The sequence below is a fragment of the Pseudomonas sp. FSL R10-0056 genome (assembly GCF_009600105.1).
Lineage (GTDB): Bacteria > Pseudomonadota > Gammaproteobacteria > Pseudomonadales > Pseudomonadaceae > Aquipseudomonas > Aquipseudomonas bubulae.
On record NZ_WIWL01000225.1, the window covers coordinates 1 to 19,260 of the forward strand.

General features: G+C 59.0%; 13 protein-coding genes. 10 read left to right on the forward strand and 3 right to left on the reverse strand.

The window, feature by feature from the left end:
- The first annotated feature begins 277 nt into the window (after nt 1-277).
- From GHO42_RS22350 to GHO42_RS22360, 3 genes are all read left to right on the forward strand, one after another.
- On the forward strand, nt 278-3,388 hold the full coding sequence (locus tag GHO42_RS22350) for a transglycosylase domain-containing protein (RefSeq protein ID WP_095026424.1): 3,111 nt from the start codon (nt 278-280) through the stop codon (nt 3,386-3,388).
- 113 nt (nt 3,389-3,501) lie between these two features.
- Nucleotides 3,502-4,080 (forward strand): PadR family transcriptional regulator, encoded by a 579-nt coding sequence (locus GHO42_RS22355; protein ID WP_095001430.1) that lies wholly within the window; start codon nt 3,502-3,504, stop codon nt 4,078-4,080.
- Nucleotides 4,077-4,859, forward strand: coding sequence for a siderophore-interacting protein (locus tag GHO42_RS22360; protein WP_133144826.1), 783 nt, complete (start codon nt 4,077-4,079; stop codon nt 4,857-4,859). The genes GHO42_RS22355 and GHO42_RS22360 overlap by 4 nt, the downstream gene beginning before the upstream one ends.
- Nucleotides 4,860-5,015: 156 nt before the next feature.
- Here GHO42_RS22360 and GHO42_RS22365 read toward each other — a convergent pair whose 3' ends face one another.
- Both GHO42_RS22365 and GHO42_RS22370 read right to left on the reverse strand, forming a co-directional pair.
- Complete coding sequence (locus tag GHO42_RS22365) at nt 5,016-5,657, reverse strand: Pr6Pr family membrane protein (RefSeq protein WP_095024187.1); 642 nt, start codon at nt 5,655-5,657, stop codon at nt 5,016-5,018.
- Nucleotides 5,658-5,664: 7 nt separating this feature from the next.
- Nucleotides 5,665-5,895 (reverse strand): VF530 family DNA-binding protein, encoded by a 231-nt coding sequence (locus tag GHO42_RS22370; protein ID WP_095001433.1) that lies wholly within the window; start codon nt 5,893-5,895, stop codon nt 5,665-5,667.
- A gap of 218 nt (nt 5,896-6,113) precedes the next feature.
- Between GHO42_RS22370 and GHO42_RS22375 the strand changes: the two genes are divergently transcribed.
- From GHO42_RS22375 to GHO42_RS22385, 3 genes are all read left to right on the forward strand, one after another.
- Nucleotides 6,114-8,150, forward strand: a complete 2,037-nt coding sequence (locus GHO42_RS22375) for a TonB-dependent receptor (RefSeq protein ID WP_095001434.1) — start codon at nt 6,114-6,116, stop codon at nt 8,148-8,150.
- 285 nt (nt 8,151-8,435) lie between these two features.
- The gene (locus GHO42_RS22380) at nt 8,436-9,800 is read left to right on the forward strand and encodes a carbohydrate porin (RefSeq protein ID WP_095001628.1); all 1,365 of its coding nucleotides are present in this window, start codon (nt 8,436-8,438) and stop codon (nt 9,798-9,800) included.
- Nucleotides 9,801-9,931: 131 nt separating this feature from the next.
- On the forward strand, nt 9,932-12,349 hold the full coding sequence (locus GHO42_RS22385; RefSeq protein ID WP_095018354.1) for a glucose/quinate/shikimate family membrane-bound PQQ-dependent dehydrogenase: 2,418 nt from the start codon (nt 9,932-9,934) through the stop codon (nt 12,347-12,349).
- Between the two features lie 65 nt (nt 12,350-12,414).
- Here GHO42_RS22385 and GHO42_RS22390 read toward each other — a convergent pair whose 3' ends face one another.
- Nucleotides 12,415-14,757, reverse strand: a complete 2,343-nt coding sequence (locus GHO42_RS22390) for a bifunctional diguanylate cyclase/phosphodiesterase (protein ID WP_095018353.1) — start codon at nt 14,755-14,757, stop codon at nt 12,415-12,417.
- Nucleotides 14,758-15,217: 460 nt separating this feature from the next.
- On the opposite strand from GHO42_RS22390, the gene lon reads away from it, so the two are divergent.
- The 4 genes from lon to GHO42_RS22410 all read left to right on the forward strand — a co-directional run.
- Nucleotides 15,218-17,647 (forward strand): endopeptidase La, encoded by a 2,430-nt coding sequence (lon, locus tag GHO42_RS22395; protein ID WP_095001437.1) that lies wholly within the window; start codon nt 15,218-15,220, stop codon nt 17,645-17,647.
- A gap of 210 nt (nt 17,648-17,857) precedes the next feature.
- On the forward strand, nt 17,858-18,352 hold the full coding sequence (locus tag GHO42_RS22400; RefSeq protein ID WP_095001438.1) for a hypothetical protein: 495 nt from the start codon (nt 17,858-17,860) through the stop codon (nt 18,350-18,352).
- 75 nt (nt 18,353-18,427) lie between these two features.
- A complete protein-coding gene (locus GHO42_RS22405) occupies nt 18,428-18,820 on the forward strand; it encodes a protease inhibitor I42 family protein (RefSeq protein ID WP_088379088.1) in 393 nt (130 codons plus the stop codon).
- Nucleotide 18,821: 1 nt separating this feature from the next.
- On the forward strand, nt 18,822-19,260 hold a 439-nt coding region (locus tag GHO42_RS22410; RefSeq protein ID WP_153384188.1), incomplete at its 3' end, for a lysoplasmalogenase.

The window sequence follows — 19,260 nt, forward strand, 5'->3', positions numbered from 1 at the left end:
TGAGCAAACCTGACTACGGGGCATAATGTGTCCACCATGTCCCCGCACGTGTGTCCACCATGTGTCCGGTCCGTACAACCTGCCGCAAAGGCTCTATTCCTGCACTTACATGGGTAAGCCACGTTGTGGATGCATCCCGACCCTGGATTTATGAGAGCCATTCAGCAGACCGTGCCTATAGAAACACCAGATAAGCCTCACAAATTTTTCACCTGAATCTGCCAGCGTCTACGCTTCTATCAAGCGCAACCAATATGCGTACCTGGATCTGTCGACTATGGGCGTACTGTGGAACTCCAACTCCAGCAAGACGAGGGTGTCATCAGCTGTAACGGACGATGCCGCACCTGCGCCACAACCTCCTGAGCCCAGGCGTTATGGATGGTTTGTGCTCGGGCTTGGGGTGCTGGCCGTCCTGGTTGTGCTGTGGTTTGTGATGGCTCAGGAGGTGCGCAGTTCCAAGTTGCAAGCCCGCGAGTTCAGCCGTTTTGCTGCGTCGCTCAGCTATTCGATGCACGAAGGGCCCAGCAACGCGATGCTTTACCCCGGCGCAGGCCCTTTCGATAAACGCTTGGGTTACAGCGCACTGGGCGACTTTCTGGCACGCCTTCAAAAACGTGATTACGTCATTACTCAACAAAGCCGCTTTTCACCAGCGCTCTTGAGCTATAGCGAGAAAGGGTTTTTCGTACCCTATTCAGAAAAAATTCAGACCGGACTCTCGATCACCGACTGCGCTGGCAGTTCGCTTTATCAGTACAAGTACCCGCAACAGTTGTATCCCAGCTTTGCAAGCATCCCCCCGCTGGTGGTTCACAGTTTGCTGTTTATCGAAAACCGCAACCTGCTCAACCCTGATGAACCCCAGGCCAACCCTGCCGTGGACTGGCCGCGCTTTGCCATGGCGGCCTACTCCCAGGCTGCAAAACTGCTGCACTTGCCGGGGCAATCTGCGGGCGGCAGTACCCTGGCCACCCAACTGGAAAAGTATCGGCACTCTCCCGATGGGCTGACGCTCTCAGGCGGCGAAAAATTGCGCCAGATGGTTTCTGCCAGCGTGCGTGCCTATCAGAACGGCCCGCAAACCCTGCCAGCCCGGCAAAAGGTGGTGCGTGATTACCTCAACAGCGTGCCACTGTCGGCGGTGCCTGGCCACGGCGAGGTTCACGGCATGGCCGAAGGGTTGCGGGTGTGGTACGGCGCCGACTTCAATCAGATCAACCAGCAACTGAGCAGTACCGCCACTGACCCAAAAAGCCTCGCATCAAGAGGCCTGGCCCTGCGTGAAGTGCTGTCGCTGATGATCGCCCAACGTCGGCCCTCACACTACCTGGCCAAGGGCCGTGATGAGCTCGCGCAACTGACCGACAGCCATATCCGCCTGCTGGCGCAGAACAATGTGATCGACCCGGCGCTGACCGCCGCCGCCCTGGCCAGCCGCGTGACTTACCGCGACTGGGCGCAGGCGCCAACCCTGCAACCCAATGAAACCAACAAGGGCATCAGCGTAGCCCGCAGCCGCCTTTCGGTGCTGCTCAAACGCCCGCTGTATGACCTCGACCGCCTGGACCTGTCTGCCACCAGCACCTTGCAGGGCGACTTGCAGGGCCAGGTCAGTGACTACCTGCGCCAGCTGGCAAACCCGGCATTTGCCGGCAAAATCGGCCTGCTCGGCCCCTACCTGCTAACGCCCACCAGTACCGCGCAAGTGCGCTACAGCTTCACCCTGTTTGAACTTACGCCGGACGGCGCCCGCGCCCGGGTACAGACCGACAGCACCGACCAGCCCTTCGATATAAATGAAGGCAGCAAACTGGAACTGGGCTCCACCGCCAAACTGCGGGTGTTGACCACCTATCTGCAGATCATTGCCGAGCTGCATGACCGTTACGGCGGCCAGCCTGGCACGACGCTGAAAAAAATCCCCATCACCCACCAGGATCCGCTGACCCGCTGGGCACTGGCGTACCTGATCGAAAATCCTGGTGCACAACTGACACCCATGCTGGATGCCGCACTCAACCGTCAGTACTCGGCCAACCCCGGCGAAGGCTTTTTTACCGGTGGCGGTATGCATCACTTCCACAACTTTCGCAGCCAGGACAACAACCGCATCGCGACGCTGCGCGATTCGATCCGTGAGTCGATCAACCTCCCCTTTGTGCGCCTGATGCGCGACGTGGTGCGCTACACCAGCTATCAGTCGCCGAGCAATAACGCGGACCTGCTCAGTGACGACAGCAACCCGATGCGCCAGGAATACCTCAGTCGTTTCGCCGACCGCGAAGGCACCACCTTCATGCTTAAGTTCTGGAAAAAATACCGCGGGAAAGACTCAAAGGCCCGCCTTGATACCTTCTTGGACAGCATGCACCCCACCGCCATTCGCATGTCGGCAGTGCATCGTTACCTGTTCCCCCATGCCGATCAGGCTACCTTCAACCGCTTCGTGCGCTCGCATCTGACTAACGACAAGATCACCGACGAGCGTCTGGACAAGTTGTACCAAGGCTATGGCCCCGGCGCTTACAACCTGCCTGACCAAGGCTATATCGCCAAAGTCCATCCGCTGGATCTGTGGTTACTGGGGTATTTGCTCAATAACCCGCAGGCCACCTTCCAGCAAGCTGTCGACGCCAGCGAACATGAGCGTCAGGAAGTTTACAGCTGGCTGTTTAAAAGCAGGCACAAGAGCGCCCGCGACAGCCGCATCCGCACCATGCTGGAGATCGAAGCCTTCCTTGATATCCATCAGCGCTGGCAAAAAGTCGGCTACCCCTTCGACCACCTGGTGCCGTCTCTCGCCACCGCACTGGGCAGTTCGGGGGATCGCCCGGCGGCACTTTCCGAGCTGATGGGCATTATCCTTAACGATGGCGTACGTTTGCCGGTATTACGCATTGATACCCTGCATTTCGCCGCAGATACTCCCTATGAAACCCGCCTGGTCAACGACCCTGACGCAGGCGTAAGGGTCATGCCCAGCGAAGTGGCCACGGCACTGCGCGAAGCCCTGTCGCAAGTGGTGGATGCCGGTACGGCGCGACGGGTATCGGGCAGTTTCAAGCTCGACGACGGCACACCCCTGGCCATGGGCGGCAAGACCGGCACCGGCGACAACCGCATCGAAAGCATGGGTGCTGGCGGACGTATCCTTAGCTCCAAGTCGATCAATCGCACGGCGACCTTCGTGTTTTATATCGGCGAGCATCACTTCGGCACCTTGACTGCGTTTGTTCCCGGACGCTCGGCCGAGGCTTTCAAATTCACCTCGGCACTGCCGGTGCAAGTGCTCAAGGGCATGGCACCGATCCTTACGCCGTATCTGCAACCAGGCACCAACACCTTGTGCCTGGCACCTGCGCCAGTACACACCGCAGCGAAATAGCCAAGCTGTGGGAGCGCTCCCATTGAGAATCATTACCGTTCGCCGACTGGGTTTTTACATTCCTTAAGATATATCTTAAGTTATGTCTAACTTAATGAGAGAGCGAAAAGACAATGAGAGACCATCATCCCCATCACCGCGAACATGGCGCGGGTCAAGACGGCTTCGAGAAACGCCCCGGTCGCGAACGCGGTGGCCGCGGCCCCCGGGTTTTTGCCCCGGGCGATCTGAAATTATTGCTGTTGGCGCTGATCGCCGAGCAGCCCTGCCACGGCTACGACCTGATCCGCCAGATCGAAGGTTTATTCGACGGTGCCTACAGCCCCAGCCCTGGCGTGATCTACCCCACGCTGACCTTCCTTGAAGAGAGCGAGCTGATTCAGGGCGACGCCGAAGGCGGAAAAAAACGCTATACCGTGACCGATGCCGGTCGCCAGTACCTGACCGATCAGGCGGTAGCACTCGATGGCGTGCGGATGCGCATCGACGTCAGCAAGCGCTCACTGCGCGGCCATGATCGCCCGGCCGAGATTCACGAGGCGGTGCACAACCTGCGCCATGCCCTGCAAATGCACCACGGTCGCTGGAGCCCGGCAGAAATCCTGCGGGTACGCGACTTGCTCAACAACACCGCCAAAGCCATCGTCGATGGCCCTGTATCTGCCCAGCCTGCGCAGGAGAACGCTGAATGAATGCTGCCACACCCCAGACCATTCACCGGGTCATGCATGAAATCAAACGTCGTAAACTCGAAGTGCTGCGCGTGGTCGACCTGACCCCGCGCATGCGCCGAATTACCGTGGGAGGCCCACAGCTGACGGGGTTTGTCAGCCTGGGCAGCGATGACCATGTAAAGCTGTTTTTTCCGCAGACCGCCGAAGAACAGGCAGCGCTGGAAACCCTGGAACTGAGCGCCGGGCAAAAAGGTGGAATGCCGCCGATGCGCGACTACACCCCACGCCGTTTTGACTTGAACACCTTTGAGCTGGACATCGATTTTGTCCTGCACGGTGACGGCCCGGCAGCCACTTGGGCCGCCCAGGCCACGCCCGGGCAGTATCTGCATATCGGCGGGCCGCGCGGTTCGATGGTAGTACCGGACATCTTTGACAGCTACCTGCTGATCGGTGACGAAACCGCGCTGCCGGCCATTGCCCGGCGCCTTGAAGAGCTGCCTGCCAACCGCCGTGCCCTGGTGGTGATCGAGGTCGAAAACGCGCTTGAAGAACACCCCCTGCACAGCGCCGCAGCGGTCGAAGTGATCTGGGTACACCGTGATGTACCGGGCGAGGACCTGCTTAAAACCGTCGAAGCATTGAGCATCCCCGAAGGTGCGCTGTACACCTGGGTGGCCACCGAAAGCGCGCTGTCGCGCAAAGTGCGCCGAGTGCTGCTGGACACCCATGGCCTGAACGAAGAATTCGTCAAGGCTGTGGGCTACTGGCGCCTGGATGGCAGTACCGAAGAGTAATTGCTCCTACACCCCGTAGCAGCTGCCGAAGGAACGTGGCTGGGTTCGGCGACGTAGTCGTCGCAATATCAGACACCACGCTGAGCCAGTTAACCCCGGTTCTCAGTGTATACGACTGCTTCGCAGCCGAACGCAGCCTCGTTCCTTCGGCAGCTGCTACAAGTACTTGCGCCCCCTGAGACGATCCACCGCCACCACCCCCAATGCCACCGCCACAAACCCCGCCAGAATTCCGCCAGCATTGATAAACGTCTGCCAATAGCCCAGTTTTTCGACATCGACAAACGGATACGGGTACACACCCAGCAGGTGCCCACGCAACAGGATGTAGGCGAAATACAGCAGCGGATACAGCATCCAGAGTCCGATATGGCTCACGCGCAACAATCCCTTGGGCACGTAAAACCACCAGTACAGCGTAAACAGCACCGGCATCACGTCATGCAATATCTCATTGGCTAGCCATTGCAGACCTTCAGGCTGCCAGAGTTGGCGCAGCAACAGGCTATACGCCGCTCCCACCACGATAATGCTGACAGCAATGCCGCTGCTAACCCACGGTTGCAAGAAAAACGCCCTGCCTTTTGACGGGGGGGTATCGGCTGCACAGGTCAGTACGCTGGCGGCCAGGGTGTTGGTCAAAATGGTGAAAAAACTGAAATAGCTCACCAGCCCACCCACCACACTCGCACCGCTCTGCCAGCGGGCGAACAGTACCAGCTCAAGCTGAATCGCCAGGCCGCTCCAGCCCAGGATCGCCAGCAGCAGGCAGAGCCTGTGCCTGGACAACGCACTCATGTGCCGATCAAAGCTCGCGCTTGGTACGGGCGTATTTCACATAGAGCTTTTCGACCTTTTCCCGCGCCCAAGGGGTTTTGCGCAGGAACGTCAAACTCGACTTGATACTCGGGTCGCTCTTGAAGCAGCGAATATCAATGCGCTCGGCCAGCCCCTGCCACTGGTAATGCGCCACCAGCGCAGTGAGGATCTGTTCCAGCGTCACGCCGTGCAATGGGTTGTTGTTGGGTTCAGTCATGCCGGGCCTTTAAAGCAAAAGAGAGAAAGCCGCGCACCTTAGCCGAGCACCTGCTCAGGGGGAAGTGCATTCGCCAAGCAACCAGTCTAGCCGTGTCCCGGGGCAGAAATGAAAGTTGCGCTTTGACAGATTAAAGTGATGTTATATTGTAACTATACCTGTCCAGTCAAAGAGCGCTCAGCGCCGCTTTCTTTCGTCACCCTGCCAAGGAACTTGTAATGTCCTCCCCTGCACTCCCGCGTCACTTGCGTCGCCTTCGTCTAACGCCGCTCGCCACCGCACTGCTGCTCGCCTCCCCGGCCTACGCCCTCGATCTGCCCCAGCAAGTCATTACCGGGAACCCCTTGGGCAACACCCAGCTGGCCTCACCCACAACGGTACTGGAAGGCGACGACCTGACCCTTAATCAGCAAGGCAGCCTGGGCGAAACCCTCAACAAACAACCCGGCGTGTCTTCGTCCTACTTCGGCCCCGGCGCTAGCCGACCGATCATTCGCGGCCTGGATGGCGACCGTATTCGCATCTTGCGCAACGGCGTCGGCGCTCTGGATGCCTCATCGCTGTCTTATGACCACGCGGTACCGCTGGACCCGGTCAACGTCGAACGAATCGAAATTGTTCGCGGCCCTGCCGCCCTGTTGTACGGCGGCAACGCCATCGGCGGCGTGGTCAACACCTTCGACAACCGTATCCCCACTACCGCCATCGACGGCATTCACGGGGCAGGCGAACTGCGCTACGGCGGTGCCGACACCACCCGCAGCAGCGCGGGCAAGCTGGAAGCCGGTGATGGCACCTTCGCCCTGCATCTGGATGCCAACGCCCGCGAGTTCAACGACCTGAAAATCCCCGGCTATGCCCGCAGCCGTCATGCCCCCGAAAGCGAAGACGGTGACGAGAAAAAAGGCCGTCTGGGTAACAGCAATGGCCGGCAGGACGGCGGTGCCGTGGGCGGTTCCTACACCTGGGAAGATGGTTACGCAGGCTTGTCGTACAGCACTTACGACGCCAACTACGGCTCACCGGCCGAGCAGGACGTACGCATCCGCATGAAGCAGGATCACTACGCCTTTGCCTCCGAAATCCGCAACCTGCAAGGCCCGTTCAGCTCGCTGAAAATAGATGCCGGCTACACCGATTACGAGCACCGCGAAATCGAGGGCGGCGAAGTCGGCACCACGTTCAAGAACAAGGGCTACGAAGCCCGCGTTGAAGCCCGCCATGTACCGATCGGCCCGGTTGAGGGTGTCATTGGCGCACAGGTCAATCGCAACGAATTTTCGGCCCTTGGTGAAGAAGCTTTCGTACCGCAAACCGACACCAACAGCGGCGCCCTGTTTGTGCTTGAAGAACTGCAGGCCACCGAGCGCCTCAAACTGAGCCTCGGCGGGCGCCTTGAGCGCACCGTGGTCGACCCGGACGCCAAGGGCAATGAGCGCTTTGCCGCGGCGGACCGTTCAAGGAGCTTCACGGCGGGCAGCCTGTCTTCAGGCGCCGTGTTCACCCTCACCCCGATCTGGTCGCTGGCGGCCACCCTGGGCTATACCGAACGCGCACCAACGTTCTACGAGCTGTACGCCAATGGCGCCCACGTCGCTACCGGCACCTATGAAGTAGGTAACGCCAATCTGTCGAAGGAAAAAGCCGTATCCAGCGACCTGGCCCTGCGCTTCGACAATGGCACCCACAATGGCAGCATCGGGGTGTTCTACAGCCACTTCTCCAATTACATCGGTCTGCTGGGTACAGGTCGTACACTGAACGACGAAGGCGAGCCAGACGCCGACGGCATTCCGGAATACACCTATTCCGGGGTTAGGGCGCGTTTCACCGGCTTTGAGGCCAAGGATCACTGGAAGCTCGGAGAAAGTGCCTATGGCAAGTTTGCACTGGAACTGTCGGGCGACTACACCCGCGCCACCAACCTCGACACCGGCGAAGCCTTGCCGCGGATTGCCCCGCTGCGCCTGAGCAGCGGCTTGCTGTGGGAAATGGACCGCTGGCAAGCGCGGGTTGACGTCGAACATGCCAGCAATCAGGGCCGTGTGCCGGCCAACGAATCGGGCACTGATGGCTACACCACTCTGGGCGCCAGTGCCGGTTATCACTTCGATGTGGGCAGCAGCCAGTGGCTGGCGTTTGTCAAAGGCGACAACCTGACCAACCAGACCGTGCGTTATGCCAGTTCTATTTTACGTGACATCGCCCCCGCACCGGGGCGCGGTATCGAGGTAGGCCTGCGCACCACGTTCTAAGCTGCACAGCAGTAAATACGCGGCCTCCAATCAAGTCGGGGCGCGACAAAAGAGCCCTGGGACGAACCGTCGCAGCACACTGTTACTGAATCAGAAATGATCCATGTCACTTAAAGTGCTGTTTCTAAACGTTTCGGGGCTTTATCATTTCCGCATAAAGGGCTGAAACGATTCATTCCGCCCTTAACTCTGAAGTGTCAGCCCTGCCCTCAAAGACAGCGCTACCCACTGCCACAGCCATACCTATAAAGACTCGCATCTCGACCTATGTCCACATTCCTGAATATGCGCAAACACAGCGCGCTGCTTCCTGTTGCCGGGCAAAAAGCTCTGGCTTTGATCGGCGGCATTACCGCTCTGGGCCTGGCTACTTGCGTGCAGGCGGCCCCCGCCTTTGACGCTGACTCCAAGTGGATGCTCGGCGATTGGGGTGGTACCCGTAGCGAACTGGAAAAGCAGGGTTACTCCTTTTCCCTCGACTATGTAGGCGAAGTCGGCTCCAACCTGCACGGCGGCTATGACCATGACCGCACGGCGCGCTACAGCGACCAGTTCGGCCTGGGCACGCACCTGGACCTGCAAAAGATCCTGGGCTGGGACGACGCTGAATTTCAGCTGACCATCACCCATCGCAGCGGCAACAACATCAGCAATGACCGCATCAACGATCCACGGGTGGGCGGTTTCACTTCGGCCCAGGAAGTCTGGGGCCGTGGCCAGACCACGCGCCTGACGCAAATGTGGTACCAGCAGAAATTCTTTGACCAGAAGCTCGACATCAAAGTCGGCCGCTTTGGTCAGGGCGAAGATTTCAACTCGTTCCCTTGCGATTTCCAGAACCTGGCGTTCTGCGGCTCACAGGTGGGCAACTGGGCCGGCAGCATCTGGTACAACTGGCCCGTCAGCCAGTGGGCCCTGCGGGTCAAGTATCACCTGACCCCCGAGTTGTACGCACAGGTCGGTGCCTATGAGCAAAACCCGTCCAACCTGGATCGCGGCAACGGCTTCAAGCTCAGCGGCAGCGGCACCCAGGGCGCAGTACTGCCGATCGAACTGGTGTGGACGCCAAAAATTAATGGCCTGCCAGGGGAATACCGCGCGGGTTACTACTACAGTAATGCCAAGGCAACAGATGCTTACAAAGATGCCAACGGCCAGCCAGCAGCCTTGACCGGTGAAGCGTATCGCAGCAGTTCAAGCAAACACGGGATGTGGCTGGGCGTGCAACAACAGCTCACTACCCGCGCCAGCGACCAGTCGAGGGGCTTGAGTGTGTTTGCCAATGCCACCATGCACGACAAGAAAACCAATGCCGTGGACAACTACGTCCAGGCTGGCGTCGTCTACAAAGGCGTGTTCGATGCCCGTCCCAAGGACGATATCGGCTTTGCCATGGCGCGCGTTCACGTCAACCCGGCTTATCGCAAGAACGCCCAGGCCACTAACCAGGCCCGCGCCATCTACGATTTCGACAACCCGGACTACCTGCCTCCCCAGGACACTGAATACAGCGCCGAGCTGTACTACGGCATCCACGTCACCAACTGGCTGACCGTTCGACCGAACCTGCAGTACATCCGCCACCCGGGCGGCGTCAGCCAGCTGGATGACGCACTGATTGGCGGTCTGAAAATTCAAAGTGCGTTCTGACAAACGGACTGCAACAACAACCTTGAAGGTTGTGATCGAACACCTATTTAGCTGATTCACTCCCGCGTCGGTTCGTCCCTTAAAGACCCCACCCTCGCGGGAACACCTCAAACGCAACGGAGAACCACACTATGAGCACTGAAGGTGCTTTCAGTCGAAGCCGCCTGCTACCGAGCCTTCTCGGTATCTTGCTGCTGCTAATGGGCCTGGCCATGTTGGCCGGGGGTATCAAACTGGTCACGCTGGGCGGGTCGTGGTACTACCTGCTGGCCGGGATCGGTTTTGGCTTGTCGGGCGCACTGCTGATTGCCGGGCGCCGCGCAGCACTGACCCTGTACGCACTGGTACTGTTCGCCAGCACCGTATGGGCACTGATGGAAGTCGGTCTGGACTGGTGGCAACTGGTGCCACGTCTGGCCATGTGGTTCGCCATCGGTATCGTCCTGCTGCTACCATGGTTCCGTCGCCCTGTCCTGCGCGGTCAGTCGGCACCGGTTGCCACCGGCGCACTGAGCGTTGCCGTAGTGCTGGCCGGTCTGGCTGCACTGGCCAGCCAGTTCACCAGCCCGGGTGAAATCAAAGGCCAACTGGACCGTGATGCCGTACCTGGCATGACCAACGCTGCACCGGCCATGCCCGATGGTGACTGGCAGTCCTACGGTCGTACCGCCTTTGGTGACCGTTACTCGCCGCTGAAAGAAATCACCCCGCAAAATGCCCACAAGCTGGTACCAGCCTGGACATTCCGCACCGGTGACATCCCTGGTGAAGGCGATCCCGGCGAAACAACCGCCGAGAACACCCCACTGAAAGTCAACGGCATGCTGTATGTGTGTACCCCGCACAGCCAGGTCATAGCCCTTGACCCGGATACCGGTAAGGAAATCTGGCGTTACGATCCGAAGATCAGCACTCAGAACGCTGAAAACTTCAAAGGCTGGGCACACATGACCTGCCGCGGCGTGACTTATCACGACGAAAACGCCTACGCCAAAGTCAGCACTGAACAAAGCGCTGCCGAGCCTGCTGCTGCTACATCCAGCAACTCGTGCCCGCGCCGCCTGTTCCTGCCGACTGCCGACACCCGTCTGATCGCCCTGAACGCCGACACCGGTAAAGTGTGCGAAGACTTCGGCACCAATGGCGCGGTAGACCTGCGTCACAACATCGGTACCTTTGCTCCGGGTGGTTACTACTCCACCTCGCCACCTGCCGTGACCAAAGATCTGGTCGTGATTGGCGGCCACGTGACCGACAACATTTCCAACGACGAGCCATCGGGCGTGATCCGTGCGTACGACGTACGTACCGGCAAGCTGGTATGGAACTGGGACAGCGGCAACCCGGAGAAAACCACTCCGATTGCTGAAGGCGAAACCTACACCCGTAACTCGCCAAACATGTGGTCGATGTTCGCTGTCGACGAAGACCTCGGCATGCTGTACCTGCCGATGGGTAACCAGACGCCTGACCAATATGGTGGCGACCGTACCGAAGATTCCGAGCGTTATGCCGCTGGCATCACCGCCCTGGACATCAACACCGGTAAAGTCCGCTGGTACCGTCCGCTTACTCACCATGACCTGTGGGACATGGACGTAGGTGGTCAACCAACCCTGATGGACCTGAAAACCGCCGATGGCGTGAAACCGGCCCTGCTGGCTTCCACCAAACAAGGCAGCATCTACGTGATGGACCGTCGCACTGGCGAAGCCATTGTGCCGATCACCGAGGTTCCGGCCCCGGGCGGCGCTGTTGAAGGTGACCACACTGCACCGACACAGCCACGTTCTGACCTGAACATGATTCCTCCGGTCTTGACCGAACGCGACATGTGGGGCGTAACCCCATTCGACCAGATGCTGTGCCGGATCAACTTCAAGTCCCTGCGCTATGACGGCATGTACACCCCGCCATCGCTGCAAGGCTCGATCGTGTATCCAGGCAACTTCGGCGTGTTTGACTGGGGTGGCATTTCGGTTGACCCGGTTCGCCAGATTGCCTTCCTGAACCCGAGCTACATGGCGTTCACCTCCAAGCTGGTTCCGCAGGCCGACGTGGCTGCAATGGGCCCGCGCAAAGGCGAAACCTCCGGCGTTCAACCGAACAAAGGCGCACCTTACGGCGTGATCCTGGAGCCACTGTTGTCGCCACTGGGCCTGCCTTGCCAGGCACCGGCGTGGGGTTATGTTGCTGCAGTCGACCTGACCAACAACGAAGTGATCTGGAAACACAAAAACGGCACCGTGCGTGACAGCTCGCCGGTACCGATCCCGTTGTCCATGGGTGTTCCAAGCCTGGGCGGGACCTTCACCACCGCAGGTGGTGTGGCCTTCCTGAGCGGTACCCTTGACCAGTACCTGCGTGCTTACGACGTAAGCAACGGTAAAGTACTGTGGGAAGGTCGCCTGCCTGCTGGCGGCCAGACCACCCCGATGACCTACACCGGCAAGGACGGCACTCAATATGTGCTGGTCATGGCGGGCGGTCACGGCGGCCTGGGCACCAAAAAAGGTGACTATGTAATGGCGTTCAAACTGGCTGAGTAAGATTTACAGCTGGTATTGAAAAAGGCGGCTATCGAGAGATAGCCGCCTTTTTTGTGAGCCCGGTTTTAAACCGTTGCCCGCAATTTCCACACCCAGGCCTCGAACGCCACGGCCTCCATTGGCCGACTGATCAGATAGCCCTGGGCCGTATCACAGTGCCAGCGCTCGAGCAGTTCAAGGGTATGCTGATACTCCACGCCTTCAGCCACCACCTTGAGCCCCAGGTTGTGGCTCATTTCGATGGTCGAACGCACGATCACCGCGTCCTCGCTGGTTTCGTCCAGGTTGCGGATAAACGATTGATCGATTTTCAGCTCTTGCACCGGCAAGCGCTTGAGATGCGCCAGCGACGAGTAACCGGTGCCAAAGTCATCCACCGACAAGCTGATCCCGCCGTCACGCAACTTTTCCAGCACGTTGAGCGAGTGTTCGGGGTCGCGCATGGCCGTGCTTTCGGTGATTTCGAATATCAGTTGCTCAGCCGACAACTGATAACGCTTGAGCAGGCGCTCGACAGTCATCAACAGATTTTCACCGTGCAAATCCTCCGCCGAGATATTCAGCGACAGCTGCATATGCAGGCCCTTGCGGTTCCACGCGGACAACTGACGGATACCTTCCTCGATGACCCAGCCCGTCAGCAGGAACATGCTGCCCGTGCGCTCAGCCAGTGGAATAAATTCCGCCGGCGAGACCATGCCCAGTTCCGGGTGTTGCCAGCGCAACAGCGCTTCAGCCTGGCGCACATGGCCACTGCGGATATCCATTTTGGGCTGATAATACAGCTGTAACTGGCCATCGCTGGCGGCACTGCGCAAGTCCCGGATCAGCTGGATTTGCCGTTGGTGGGCGAGGTCACGGTCCTGCTGATACACCTGCAAATAACCCGGCAAGGCGGCGGCATCCCGGCATGCAATCGCAGCACGGCTGATCAGTTCTTCAGCGCTCTGCCCATTGAGCGGGTAGATCGCAATGCCCATGCAGACTTCCAGCAACACCTCGTGCCCATCAATGCTCAGCGGACGCTTGAGCAATGCGTACAACCTGTCAGCCAGCGCAACACCCACATCGACCTGGGTGCTTTCAAGCAGTAACAAGAACTCGTTGCCGGTGATGCGTGCTGCCGTATCGCGCTCACGCAGAGCGTCGAGCATCACGCGGGCGGACTCACGCATGATCCGCTCCCCACCCTCGGGGCCGAAGCTCTCATTGATCACACGATAATTTTCGATCCCCAGGTAAATCAGCACCACGCCGCGCCTTGCGCTGATGGCACTGCCCAGGCGTTCCATGGCCAGGGCGCGGTTGGGCAAACCGGTAAGCGGGTCGTGCAGGGCGTTATGTGCCAGCTGCTGCTCGCGCACGGCAATCCCGCTTTGCATGGCATTGATCGCCTTGGCCAGAAACCCCAGTTCGTCCCTGCGTGTAAGCTCCACCGGCGTTTCGTAGTTGCCCCGGCCAATGCGCTGCGCAGCCTCCGCCAACAGGCTGACCGGCCGCGAAACCGCCCGCGCCAGCCACAAGGCGCCGAGCAATGAAGCCAGCAAAGCCCCCAGGGATATCCACAGAAACTTGCGATCCAGCGAGTCGAATGCCTGCATCGTCTGATCCAGCGGGCTTTGCAGCACCGCCATGACTTGGCCGTTGCCCGGGTCACCGGAGTTGGCGAGTTGCAGCATCTGGCCAAGAAAGCGCCGGCCGTGGAATTCGCTGAAATGGATTGTCGAGCCCGGCGTATGCTCCTGCACGAATTCAATAATGCTGGCGCTCATGAAGTCCGGCTGCGTGCTGCTCAGTATTCCGCTTTCGCCTGGCTTGACCGTCATAAACGACACTTCAAGGTTGCTCAGGGAGCTCAATTCATGGGCAAACACGTCGTCCATCGGCATCCCCGAGACCACGCGCACCACAGGCAAAGGGCCCAGCACCACCCCTTGCACCAGCATGTACGGGCGCCCTGCCAGGATGCCGATGACCATGGTCTGGGTGTTGCGACGGGCCAGCCGCAGAGCCTTGGCATAAGGAAATGCCTGCCCCGCTGGCAGGCCCTTGAGGGTGCTGGTGATGATATTGCCGTCCAGATCCAGCACAAACAGCTCACTGCCATGCAGGCTCGCCTCGAACTCCTGCAGGGCGTGCTCTATCAGCGAGGGGCTGCCTTTGATCGTCGCCTCACGGAAATCCGAGTCATTGGTCAGCCAGTTGAGGCCGTACTGGATACGCCGCCAGCGCAGATCCATAAAGCGCTCGAACACCCGGGTTCCGGTCTTGAGCTGCTCTTGCGCCTGATCGCTGGCCACGGTAATGGTCACGGCTTTAACGGCGAAGTACACCGCACCGATCACCAACAGCAGGAGCAAGGCAAGAAACAGGCTGATACGCGCCTGAAAACTGTTGCGCAACTTCATGCTGCGCCCTCAATCCATTGAGTGAATGCCAATGGCCACATAAGCGCTCCCGCGACTTCCTTGAAAAAGCCATACCGGTGGCCTTCCAATCCATCTTTGTTGTTATGGATCCAACTGCTGCAGACAGAAGATCACCCATTAATTTCGGGCCGTCTACTGTCAAGTTGTTGGCGACAAAGGCCTATCGCACGGGGGTTTGACGGATTATTTCTTCAATCGACGTGCAAGCAGTTGTTCTGCCGCCGAGGAAGGCGTGAGGCTGGGTTTGATTGCGAAGCGACCATGAAATACGGGCACGAGAATGACCTGATCGTCGGTCAAGCTCCCACAGTTGAATATTCCCTGTACCCGCCTATCCGTCTACGGGGTTTCTTCTCCTTACACATGAAAATCTGTTCACCATTGAAACCACTGGCACCGCGCCCCATCTAACATCCATACCCAATTGCGCAGGTGCCCCATGAGCGACCAGCAAGAGTTTCCGGACAACACCACTGAGTACACCGATGTAGAACACACTGAATCCGAACACCATCCACATTCTGGAGGGACTGAATTGGCATTGCCGGAGCAGAATCTGCCGGACAAGGTTTACATCATTCCGATTCACAATCGGCCGTTCTTCCCGGCACAAGTGCTGCCGGTCATCGTCAATGAAGAACCCTGGGCCGAGACCCTGGAACTGGTCAGCAAATCCCCCCATCACTCCCTGGCGCTGTTTTTTGTCGACACGCCCCCTGATGACCCTCGCCACTTCGACACCAAAAGCCTGCCGGAATACGGCACCCTGGTGAAGGTCCATCACGCCAGCCGCGAAAACGGCAAGTTGCAGTTTGTGGCCCAGGGCCTGAGCCGCGTGCGTATCAGCATGTGGCTCAAGCATCACCGTCCGCCGTATCTGGTTGAGGTCGAGTACCCGCAGCAGCCCAAGGAGCCCACCGACGAGGTGAAGGCCTACGGCATGGCGCTGATCAATGCGATCAAGGAGCTGCTGCCGCTCAACCCGCTGTACAGCGAAGAGCTGAAAAACTACCTCAATCGTTTTAGCCCGAATGATCCGTCGCCGCTGACCGATTTCGCAGCGGCCCTGACGTCTGCCACCGGCAACGAGCTGCAACAGGTGCTCGATTGCGTGCCGATGCTCAAACGCATGGAAAAAGTGCTGCCCATGCTGCGCAAGGAGGTCGAGGTAGCGCGGCTGCAAAAAGAGATTTCAGCCGAAGTTAACCTTAAGATCGGCGAACATCAGCGCGAATTCTTCCTCAAGGAACAGCTCAAGGTCATCCAGCAGGAGCTCGGGCTGACCAAGGATGATCGCAGCGCCGATATCGAACAGTTCAAGCAGCGCCTTGAAGGCAAGACCCTGCCGACCCAGGCGCAAAAGCGCATTGATGACGAGATCAACAAACTGTCGATCCTGGAAACCGGGTCGCCGGAATACGCCGTGACCCGTAACTACCTGGACTGGGCGTCGTCGGTGCCCTGGGGCGTGCTGGGTGAAGACAAGCTCGACCTCAAACACGCCCGCAAGGTGCTCGACGCCCATCATGCCGGCCTTGATGACATCAAGGATCGCATCCTCGAATTCCTCGCCGTCGGGGCCTACAAAGGCTCGGTCAGCGGTTCGATCGTACTGCTGGTCGGCCCGCCGGGCGTGGGCAAAACCAGTATCGGCAAGTCGATCGCCGAGTCCCTGGGTCGCCCGTTCTACCGTTTCAGCGTCGGCGGCATGCGCGACGAGGCCGAGATCAAGGGCCATCGCCGCACCTACATCGGCGCCCAGCCGGGCAAACTGGTGCAGGCACTGAAAGATGTTGAAGTAATGAACCCGGTGATCATGCTCGACGAAATCGACAAGATGGGCCAGAGCTTCCAGGGCGACCCCGCTTCGGCCTTGCTGGAAACCCTCGACCCGGAACAGAACGTCGACTTCCTCGACCATTACCTCGACCTGCGCCTCGATCTGTCCAAAGTGCTGTTTGTATGTACCGCCAACACCCTGGACTCGATCCCCGGCCCGTTGCTCGATCGTATGGAAGTGATTCGCCTCTCGGGTTACATCACGGAAGAAAAAGTCGCGATCGCCAAGCGTCATCTGTGGCCAAAACAGCTCGAAAAAGCAGGTGTGGCCAAAGACAAACTGAGCATCAGCGACAGCGCCCTGCGCGCGGTGATTGACGGTTATGCCCGCGAAGCCGGGGTGCGCCAGCTGGAAAAACAACTGGGCAAACTGGTACGCAAGGCCGTGGTCAAGCTGCTGGCAGACCCCAAAGCCGTGATCAAGATCGGCCCCAAAGACCTTGAAGCTTCACTGGGCATGCCGGTGTTCCGTAACGAACAGGTCATCAGCGGTACCGGGGTGATTACCGGCCTGGCCTGGACCAGCATGGGCGGAGCGACGCTGCCGATCGAGGCAACACGTATTCACACCCTCAATCGCGGCTTCAAGCTGACCGGGCAACTGGGTGAAGTGATGAAAGAGTCGGCTGAAATCGCCTACAGCTACATCAGCTCAAACCTGAAGCAATTTGGCGGCGATCCGAAGTTCTTCGATGAAGCTTTTGTCCACCTGCATGTGCCTGAAGGGGCCACGCCCAAAGATGGCCCCAGCGCAGGCGTGACCATGGCCAGCGCCCTGCTGTCGCTGGCTCGCAATCAGCCGCCGAAAAAAGGCATCGCCATGACCGGCGAATTGACCCTGACCGGGCATGTGTTGCCGATTGGCGGCGTGCGCGAAAAAGTAATTGCGGCGCGCAGGCAAAAAATCAACGAACTGATTCTGCCCGAACCGAACCGCGGGCATTTCGAAGAGCTGCCCGATTATCTGAAGGAAGGCATCACCGTACACTTTGCCAAGCGCTTTACCGATGTGGCCAAGGTGCTGTTTTAAAACTGTTTGTAGGCCCTGACTTGCCTGCGATTGCCTCACTGCGGCTAATCAGGCAAGTCGGGCTTAAAGCAACACAGTTCGAATATTGGATCCAAAATTCCACGCAAGTCGCGTACTAGACACGTCTACTGTCATTTATGACAGTAGACGGTTGTTCATTTCCCATCCTTAATAGAGCTAATTCCCACAAAAATAATGCAGGAAAAGAATATGGCACTTCATCATCCTGTATATGAGAACCCGGATGTCCTGAGGCTCAAGGAGTCAGGACAAAAAATCTTCAACCCCAGAACCCGGGGAGAACTCAAGGCCGAACTGCTGGATCGTCCCGCGTTTACCGCGCAGGAAATGACCTTTGCCAGCAGCCAGAAAAAAATCGTCATTACCGGTGAGTTCGATGACTTTGGCTCAACCGCTTATCGCGCGGTTGCGTTCACCCTGGATATCAATATCCAGTCGGGTATCTACCGGTTCCAAAAAGACGAACACGGCCCCATCCTGTCCATGTCCTACATCGAGTGCGTTGAAATCGATGGCCGCCAGGTGTATCACTTGAATCAGGCCGATGTCGGCACCCTGCACCTGAGCGTGGTCGAGAGTTGCTACAGCGCCCGGCTGTTCACCATGGAAGGCCTGGACCACAACAGCAACAGCATGGAGATGTGCGGCGAATTCAGCATCAGCCCGCCCCACGCCTCTTTCTGATCGGCAGGCGACGAATGGCGCAGCTCCCTTCATGGGTTATGCTGCGCCCTTGTGTTTGCCTGACCGGAGCCTTCAATGCCCCCTGTACGCCTTATCCCCCTGCTTGGCCTCAGCCTGCTGACGGCCTGTGCCCAACAGCCTGCACACAACGTTACGCTCGAAGATCAAAGCGACTGCCCCCAGCAACTGCATGTGGGCCAGCAACTGATCCTGTCGTTGCCGAGCAACCCCACCACCGGCTACCGCTGGGCCATTCAAGACTCTGCAGGAGGCGTGCTGCGCAGCCTGGGCCCGGAGGTCTACACCAGCAGCGATAATGGCCAGTTGCTGGGCAGCGGTGGTCAATCGACATGGCGCTTTCAGGTATTTGCCCCTGGCAGCGGGCGCCTGCGCCTGACCTCTCAGCAACCGTGGGAGCCCGAAGCCGAGCCTGCGCAGGTGTTCGACTGCCCGATTACGGTGAACTGATATGGCGTGGCTGATCCTTGCGATCATGGGTGCTGTCACCTACCTCTATGGCGTCAGCACGCACGCCATGGTGCTGTGCCTGCTGACCAAGCCCGTACCGGTACTGGCATTGCTCGGCTGGCTGCACAGCGGGCCTGTCAGCCCCTATCGACACTGGATCAGCATAGGCCTGGGATTTTCCCTGCTGGGCGACATTCTGCTGGCCTGGCCACAGGACCTGTTTGTATTTGGCCTTGGGGCGTTTTTGTTTGCCCACCTGGCCTATCTCAAGGCCTACCTGGTGGACTGCCGCCGCGCAGCCGTGCCGGCCTTGATCCTGGCACTGCTTGCCGGTGGCAGCTTGTTGAGTGTCATGGCCACCCAGGGCCTGGGCGATTTGCTGGTGCCCGTGGGCGTCTACGCCCTGGCCATCAGCGCCATGCTCTGGCGCGCCCTCGCCC